The organism is Arthrobacter sp. TJ-217, from assembly GCF_058269255.1.
This window is the reverse complement of the sequence record NZ_JBZCNJ010000019.1, coordinates 1-7,540: the sequence shown is the minus strand read 5'-3', so window position 1 is coordinate 7,540 and position 7,540 is coordinate 1. Positions and strand designations below refer to the sequence as shown.

General features: G+C 65.6%; 6 protein-coding genes. 1 reads left to right on the top strand and 5 read right to left on the bottom strand.

What is annotated here, in order from left to right:
• Positions 1-204 precede the first annotated feature (204 nt).
• The 3 genes from AC4D2R_RS17885 to AC4D2R_RS17875 are packed head-to-tail and all read right to left on the bottom strand — an operon-like array spanning position 205 to position 3,783.
• On the bottom strand, positions 205-1,107 hold the full coding sequence (locus AC4D2R_RS17885) for a formylglycine-generating enzyme family protein (protein ID WP_490941450.1): 903 nt from the start codon (positions 1,105-1,107) through the stop codon (positions 205-207).
• A gap of 35 nt (positions 1,108-1,142) precedes the next feature.
• On the bottom strand, positions 1,143-2,864 hold the full coding sequence (locus AC4D2R_RS17880) for a sulfatase-like hydrolase/transferase (protein ID WP_490941449.1): 1,722 nt from the start codon (positions 2,862-2,864) through the stop codon (positions 1,143-1,145).
• Positions 2,865-2,877: 13 nt separating this feature from the next.
• The gene (locus tag AC4D2R_RS17875; protein WP_490941448.1) at positions 2,878-3,783 is read right to left on the bottom strand and encodes a bile acid:sodium symporter; all 906 of its coding nucleotides are present in this window, start codon (positions 3,781-3,783) and stop codon (positions 2,878-2,880) included.
• A gap of 198 nt (positions 3,784-3,981) precedes the next feature.
• Between AC4D2R_RS17875 and AC4D2R_RS17870 the strand changes: the two genes are divergently transcribed.
• Positions 3,982-5,670 carry a SulP family inorganic anion transporter gene (locus tag AC4D2R_RS17870; RefSeq protein WP_490941447.1) on the top strand — a complete coding sequence of 563 codons (1,689 nt, stop codon included), beginning with the start codon at positions 3,982-3,984 and terminating at the stop codon, positions 5,668-5,670.
• A 451-nt stretch (positions 5,671-6,121) separates the two neighbouring features.
• Here AC4D2R_RS17870 and AC4D2R_RS17865 read toward each other — a convergent pair whose 3' ends face one another.
• Together AC4D2R_RS17865 and AC4D2R_RS17860 are read right to left on the bottom strand one after the other, a co-directional pair.
• Positions 6,122-6,475 (bottom strand): DUF202 domain-containing protein, encoded by a 354-nt coding sequence (locus tag AC4D2R_RS17865; RefSeq protein WP_490941446.1) that lies wholly within the window; start codon positions 6,473-6,475, stop codon positions 6,122-6,124.
• A gap of 2 nt (positions 6,476-6,477) precedes the next feature.
• Entirely contained in the window at positions 6,478-6,906 is a 429-nt protein-coding gene (locus tag AC4D2R_RS17860) for a YidH family protein (protein WP_490941445.1), read from the bottom strand.
• Positions 6,907-7,540: the final 634 nt, after the last annotated feature.

Genomic DNA, 7,540 nt, shown 5'->3' with positions numbered 1-7,540 from the left:
AGGCTTTCGATCGGGCTTCGGGCCGTTGGAACGCCCGGCGCCGGGCGATGTCGAAGACATGGCATCATTCTGGCATGACAGCCGATCACCTTCACCGGCTGGAGTCAAGCAGGCGGTGAGACGGGCGGGGTGGGGCGGGGCGGACAGCGGTCCGGGTCAAACTGTGACTTTCCCCATCGCGAGCACTGCTGAACCTTCAGGGGCTTAGCGGTGGTCGGCGCCGTCCTGGGCACACCTGAATCCGATGTGCGTCGTGGCGGTGTCGCGGTCCTGCGGCTGCCGGGCGGCGGGGCGGTAGCGCAGGCAGTACTCCGGGGCGCAAAGGTGGGATCCGCCCTTGACCACGAAACCATCGCGGGGGTCTGTCGGGCCCGTGTGCGGCGTGCGGGGATTGGAAGGCACGCAGCATGGGGAGCCGGCCTGGGGGTGGCGGTTGGTCCACCGGTCGGCCGTCCATTCCCAGACGTTGCCGATCAGGTCCACGGCTCCATAAGGATTGTCCGGGTAGCTGCCCACCGGGGAGGTCGTGGACCAACCGTCCTCGCCGGTGTTCCAGTAGGGAAATCGTCCTTGCCAGGTGTTGGCCAGATGCTTGCCGTCCGGGCACCGCTGATCGCCCCAGGCGTAGCGCGTGTTCCCGGTTCCCCCGCGGGAGGCGAACTCGTGCTCGGCTTCGGACGGTAGGCGCCGTCCCGCCCAGGCCGCGTACGCGGCGGCGTCATCCAGGGACACCTGGGTGACAGGGTGGTCGGACCGGTCGTGGAGGGCGTTGGCACCGGGTCCCTCGGGGCACCGCCAGGAGGCACCCGGCACCCAGGACCACCATCGTGACGGATCGCGCAGGGGCACCGGTCCCCCGGTACCGGTGAAGACGAGCGCGCCGGGCACCAGCAGCCGCGGGTCCACCCCGGGATAGTCCTGCGGATCCGGAGGCCGCTCGGCCACGGTGAGATATCCGGTGTCCTCAATGAACCGCGCGAACTGCTCCACGGTCACGGGAGCACGGTCCAGCATGAAGGAGGAGACGCGCACCGAGTGGACGGGCCGTTCCTCTGGATAGAAATCCTCCGAGCCCATCGAAAAGGTCCCGCCGGGGACCAGGACCATCCCCGGCGGGACGGGCTCCGTGGACGGTGGACGGTTCAGTGCGTGTCTCCTTGGTGTGGTGCAGTCGCCGGGCCGGCTTCGGCCGGTTGGCCTCCTGCCGGCGCGCTGGATTCGATGTCCTCGAGCCGGTAGCGGACTTCCCGGGTGCCAAACAAATCCAGGTCGAAGGGGCGCTCGTCCCCGCCCAATTCGGTGTCGATGAGGTGCACAAGCTTCTCAAGCATCGACCCGACCAGTTGTTCGTCGTAGTCGGGGTGGGAGGGGTCCCCGATGTTCTGCAGCTCGCCGGGGTCGTTGAGCAGGTCGTAGAGGGCCACGTCGGAGGTGGCGTGCAACTGCTGAACTGTGCGTGGGGTGCCGTACCGGGTGGGGGAAAACCACCGTACAAGTTTGTGCCGCCCATCGGAGACCGAACGGAAGAAGGTGCGCTTGTCCATGTCGGGGGCCCCATACTTCCTGCCGGCTGCGAGGCAGTCCTGAAGCGTTTTCGCCGGGCCCTCCCCCAGTTGGGACAACTCACCCAGAGCGCCTTGGATGGCCCATTCCGGATCCAGCATGTTGAGCCCATCCCAGCTGGTCAAGGCACCGTCACCTGGCATGGAGGCGGAGCCGCGTGGTGGCTCCGCCCGCCCGGGGGCCTCGAACAAGTGCCGCAGGTTCCGACCCTTCAGCGTCGGATAGCGCTCACGGAGCCCTGTTCCATCCAGCCCGGCCCACGACAGGAAGGTCGTGGCCAGATCCAGGTGGGATCCGACGGCGTCGGAGTGGGCGCCGCTGGGCCCGTGCGGCGAGACCACCGTCATGTTAACGATCGAGGCCTCCTGGAAGGGGATGGCTCCCTTTTGCGCCATGCCGTGTGCTCCGTTCATTTCGCCGTGGTCGGAGGTGAGCACCACCACGGTGTCGCGCCACAGGTTCTGGCGGTCGAGCTCCCCCAGGATCTTTTGGAATTCCTGATCGACCATGCGCAGGCAGTTGATGAGGTAGTTCCGCCTCACCTTCCACAGGTCTTCCCGGTCCTGTGGAATCTGGCCGTAGTTCCACTCGGTGTTGCGCTTGTATGAGCGCACCCCGAAAGGCTGGGAGTCGAGGTCATCGTGGAAATTGGCGGGAAGTTCGACGTCGTATTTGCGCATGAAGCCCAGATCCTGCGGCCCGTGGGTCAGTGGAGCGATCGTGCCGTTGGCGTGGGCGTGTTCCTCCTCGCCCGCACGCAGGAACATGATGTCGTGCGGGTTCACCATTGAAGAGATCAGGAACCAGGGCCGGTCCTGCGGGCGCTTGTGGCGCAGCCAGTCCACGGTTTCGAAGGCCACCGCGCCGTCCAGGGTCTCACCGTGCAGCGGGGCACCCCAGTTATCTCCCCACGCCTGGTAGTCCGAGAAACCGTAGTCCTCCAGCGCGTCCGCGGAGCGCTCCGGGTGGGACAGGTGCCATTTGCCTTTGAACGCGGTGTAGTAGCCCTGCTCCCGCATCATCGTGCCCACGGTGGGAGTTTCCGGGTCCAGCACGTCGGTCCATGCGAAGTTCGTGTTGTCCCACAGCCCGACGTTCTTGGCGTGCTGGCCCGTCCACATGGTGGCCCGGGACGGGGTGCACTGCGGCACCGTGCAGTACTGGCTGCCCAGGCTCACCCCGGCCCCCACGAGCCGCTGGATGGCCGGCAGTTCCACCCCCGGGGGCAGGTCCATGTGCACGTCCCACTGGTCCATGCACAACACCAGGATGTTCGGTTGTTTGTCGCGGCCAACGCTCACAGTTGCGATCTCCTTATGGGTTGTCTCCGGGTTTGCGCGGACTGTCTGCGGCCGCGGGGATGAGGAAACTGAAGCTGTTGTCTCTGCTCAGCAGCTTCGCCGCAACGATCAGCATCACCACGCAGAAGGTATTGAGCAGGGTGATGATCACCAGGACGCGGGGGTCATCGAAGCTGTCCTGGGCTACGATCAGCGCCGCAGCGGTACCGCGCTGGGCCGTGGCCAGCCCGCCGACGTCTTGGAGGTGGGCGCGGCCGTCACCCATGGTCCACCCGAGGAACAGGGCCAGTACCAGCACGACCATGCCCACGCCGAGCGCCTTCCACAGCCCGGGGTCGGTCATGCTGGGCAGGTATCCGATGATGATCGAGATGATCAGGACGTACAGGGCGCTGCTGGAGATCCTCGCGACCCAGGGCTGTACGAAGGCGACAAGGCCCTCCACGAACTGCAGGGCGAGCATTCCGACCACCAGCGGCACGAACATCTGGGTCAGCAGTCCCCTCACGACCGCCCAGGTGTCCACCGTAAGTCCCTCGAGGGCAAGGGGCAGCAGGATCGGCAGGACGATCACCGTGGCGACCATCAGGACCAACAACACTGTGGCGCCCAAAGCGACGTCCGACTCGGAGATGTTGGTGAGCTTGATAAGAAAGGGGGCCCCTGCTGCAAGGGAGAACAGCACCAGACCCGCCGCGTAGACCGGTTCCAGGTTCGCCAGCTCGACGGCGGCGATCATCAGGGCCGGCACAACGACGAGGTTGAGCAGGAGCATGCGCAGCAGGAACGCCCGGTTGGTCAGGTGCGCCAGCAGTCGTGCGGGTTTTTGGGTCAGACCCACGTTGAGCATGGAGGTGATCACGAAGACGGTCACACCCCACGATCCCAGGGTCTGGAAGAATTCGAACACTGCGCCCATCCATGGTCCTTCGGCGACCCTGCCCCGGTCCGGACCGGTGTCGATCGGCTTATACTACAGGCGGCCACGTCTGGCCGTCAGGTAGGAGTCGCCCGCGGAATGCCGCGCCCGCTGCCGCTCGGGGCGGCCAGCCCGGACCAAAACCGCTCAATATTCCGCAACATTCCGAGAAGAATCTGCAGTGACCAGGAGGGATACGTGTCAGATGACAAGAAGTCACAGCGGTTCCTGCCCCGGGTGAAGGACCTCCCGGGGGATGCGCTGGCCGGGACAGTCAATGCAGTGATGAGCGTACCCTCCGGGATGGCCACAGCGGCCCTGGCCGGGGTTAACCCCGTCTACGGCCTCTATGCCACCGTTGTCTCCCCGACCGTGGGCGGACTGTTCGCCAGCTCCCAACTGATGCAGATCGCCACCACGAGCGCTTCCGCCCTCGCCGCGGGGCAGGCCGTCGCCGCCGTTCCCGAAGAACAGCGCGGGTCGGCCCTGTTCCTGCTGGTGGCACTTTCGGGCGTGTTTTTGGTGGCCTTCGGACTGCTCGGCGCCGGCAAGCTCATCCGGTACATCTCCTATCCGGTGATGACCGCGTTCCTCTCGGGCGTCGGAGCGGTTCTGGTGATGGATCAGGCGGCCCAGTTCTCCGGATACAGCTCCGAGGCGAACACCAGTCTGGGTGCCTTCGTGGACCTTGTCCTGCACGTCGGACAGCTCAGCTGGAACGCGGTGCTGATCGGGGGCATCGCCCTGGCGATCATGATCATCCTGGGCCGCACGCCTTTAGTCAACACAGCCTCCTTGTTCGCACTTGTCATACCCAGCCTCATTGTCTTTTGGTGGCAGCCTGCCGGCGTGGACGTGGTCGAGGACGTCAGTGACATCCCGTCGGGCCTTCCACCCTTCGCCCTTCCTGACCTCACCCTGATCTCGCCGGGCATTGTCGCCTCGGCCTTCGCCGTCGCGGCCGTGATCGCCCTCCAGGGTGCCGGTGTAAGCCAGAGCATTCAGAATCCGGACGGCTCACGCGCCAGTACTTCCCGGGACATGCTCGCCCAGGGCCTGGGCAACGCGGCCGCCAGCTTCTTCAACGGCATGCCCACGGGCGCATCGGTAAGCCAGAGCGCACTGAACGTTCAGGTCGGGGCGCGGAGCCGCTTCGCCATGGTGTTCCATGGGCTGATCATGCTGGCCATCATCCTGGTCGCCTCAAACCTGGTCGGCCAGGTCCCGATGACTGTCCTCGCCGCGATCGCGATGGTCGCCGGTTTTCAGGTCATCAAGTTCGGCGCCATGCTTTCGATCTGGCGGGTGGGAGGAAGCGCCCGTTGGGCCATGGTCATCACCTTCCTCGCGACGCTCCTGACCTCAATTCCGGTGGCTGTGGGCCTGGGCGTGCTGCTGACCCTGGTTCTGTTCATCTACCAGGCGGGGCAGCTGACTGAGGTGCACGAGCTGGTTCGTGAAAACGATGGGGAAATCCACGTCAAGGATGTCCCGTCGGCGCTGCGCTCCGGTGAGGTGATGGTCCTTGACGTCTATGGCCCGCTCTACTTCGCTGCGGCCCGGACACTGCACGAACGGCTCCCAAAACCGGACTCCGCCGAGGGTGCCGCGGTCGTCCTGCGCATCCGCGGGAACAGCCAGATCGGCGCTACTTTCATCGAAGAGATCGATGATTACGCCCGTGAGCTCGGCCGCCATGGTGGGCGGCTCTATCTGTGCGGCATGACGCCCGACCTCGCCGAGAAGATCCGGCGCGCTGACCGGCTCCCGCTTGATGACCAGGTCGTCCTTATCCCCGGCGAGGAGATTCTCGGTTCCTCCCTGCGGGAGGCTATACGCCAAGCCCGTGCGTGGGTTGAGAGTCGGTCCGTAGACGAGGACCGCTAGGCCCAGCCGCCCAGCCGCAGCTAACCTGCCACCCGACCGGGACGTCTTCGGTCAATGGGAAATGCGAACAGGCCACTTGAAGCTCAGTGACCCGGTGACGGTGGTGTTCCAACCACGGACGCCCGCGACTGCATTCTTTCTGGGATCCGGCGGGAGGACGGCGTCGAACCCGCCGGGCGGGCAGGTCACCTGCCTGTAACCACAGTCGCCTCCGAAATCGACAACGGCCCACACCAGGCCCTATACGCCCGGACCGTGTCGAGGGTCTGCACGCGCGTCCAGGTCATCATGCTGTTGGCCAGATACGCGGCTGCCGTTCCCGCTTCTGCCATCCGTTGCTTTTGAGCTGGCGAACAGCGTGGACGGGGTTGAATTTCCTACCGGAGGGCCGACATCGCTCTGACGGGTTGTCACCCGCCCGGCGCGTCCGCTCCATGGTCTAAGGCGGCGGCTAGTAGAGGGGCAGCGCAACCACTGTGTAAAGCGCCAACGCCCCGATGAGGACTACGCCGAGGGCTGTAAGACCGACACCGATAAGGTCGGGGTTGATATGTGGTGCGTAGATTCCGGCGGCGTGACGGCGGTAGCGCCGTCTCTGGCTGACCTCCACGGTGGCCGCCGCACCGATGGTGAGGGCCATCATTAGAACCGGAACCCACCCATACAGGGGAACCCATCGCAGGAACAGTGCCCCGGTGACGACCATCGCCCCGGTGGTGCGGTGCCAAGCCAGGGACGTGCGTTCGGGCTGCAGGCCAGGGTCGGAAAGAGCCTGTACCGGGCGCTCCGTCCTTTTCTCCCGCACGGTCAGGGCACTCGTGTGATGAAGGAAACAAGGATGACACCGGCGGCGAGAACTCCGCCCAACGCCAGCACGGGAACGAGGGCTGGTAAAGGCAGGGGTTTCTTGAGCCTCATTGCCCGCTCGACCCGCAGCCAGCGCACCGCTGCGCCGAGGGCAACGATCATGGCCAGGACGAGCAGCAGGACGGCGAGGACCATGCGGGTCTGGGGCAGAAAGAGGCCGCTGGTGAAGGCCTCGACGGCGATGCCGCCGGCCAGCAGGGCCAGCGCGGTTCTGATCCAGGCCAGGAAGGTCCGCTCGTTCGCGAGGGTGAACCGGGGATCGGGTTCCTCTCCCCCGCGCAGGACCGCGGCCGCAAGGCCGCTGCGTGGCGGTGTGTCCTTCCCCGCGCTGCCGGGGGATCCGGGAGAATTTTCGGCCGATGGAGTCACCGACCCATGGTATGGGTTGCAGGTCGGCGATCGTTGGGAAACTCCGGTTTTCGGGGAGAAGGATGTCGGTATAAGTGGTGGGAGGCTCCGGCAGCGGATGAGGTGTCCTGAATCGGTACTAAACACCTGTGGCGCAGCAGGCAACGGCGGCGGCCGCCCTTATTGCGGCTGCGCAGGATAGATATGGCGATTGCCGGCGGCGAATGCTTCGCCGGACCGGCGTGCGGAGTCACATCCGGAGGGGCTAATGCGAAGGTTATTCTGGACAGGTGATCGGGTCGAAGGCGGCCGGAATCACCGGGGTGGCTGTAGTGCACAGGCTGTTGGCCGGTAGTGCGGCGTGCGCCGCCCCCAGGCCTTGTCCGATTCCGGACCCTGCTACGGGATGGATGGTGCTGACACGCCGAACAAGTTTCCTGGGAATCACGGCAGACTGAATTACTGGCAGTGCGTCGACGGGCGTGGATAGGCTGAACCGGTGGATGCTACTTCCTTGTTGCAACCGCGCAGCCTGCGCACCGTGGCCCTGCGCGCCCTCGGTGGTTTTATCGCGGTTCAGGCGACCGTGATCGCCACGCTGATCGCCGCGGACGCGCTCAAGCGCCGATCCCGGGTGCGGCGCTCCCGATTCCCC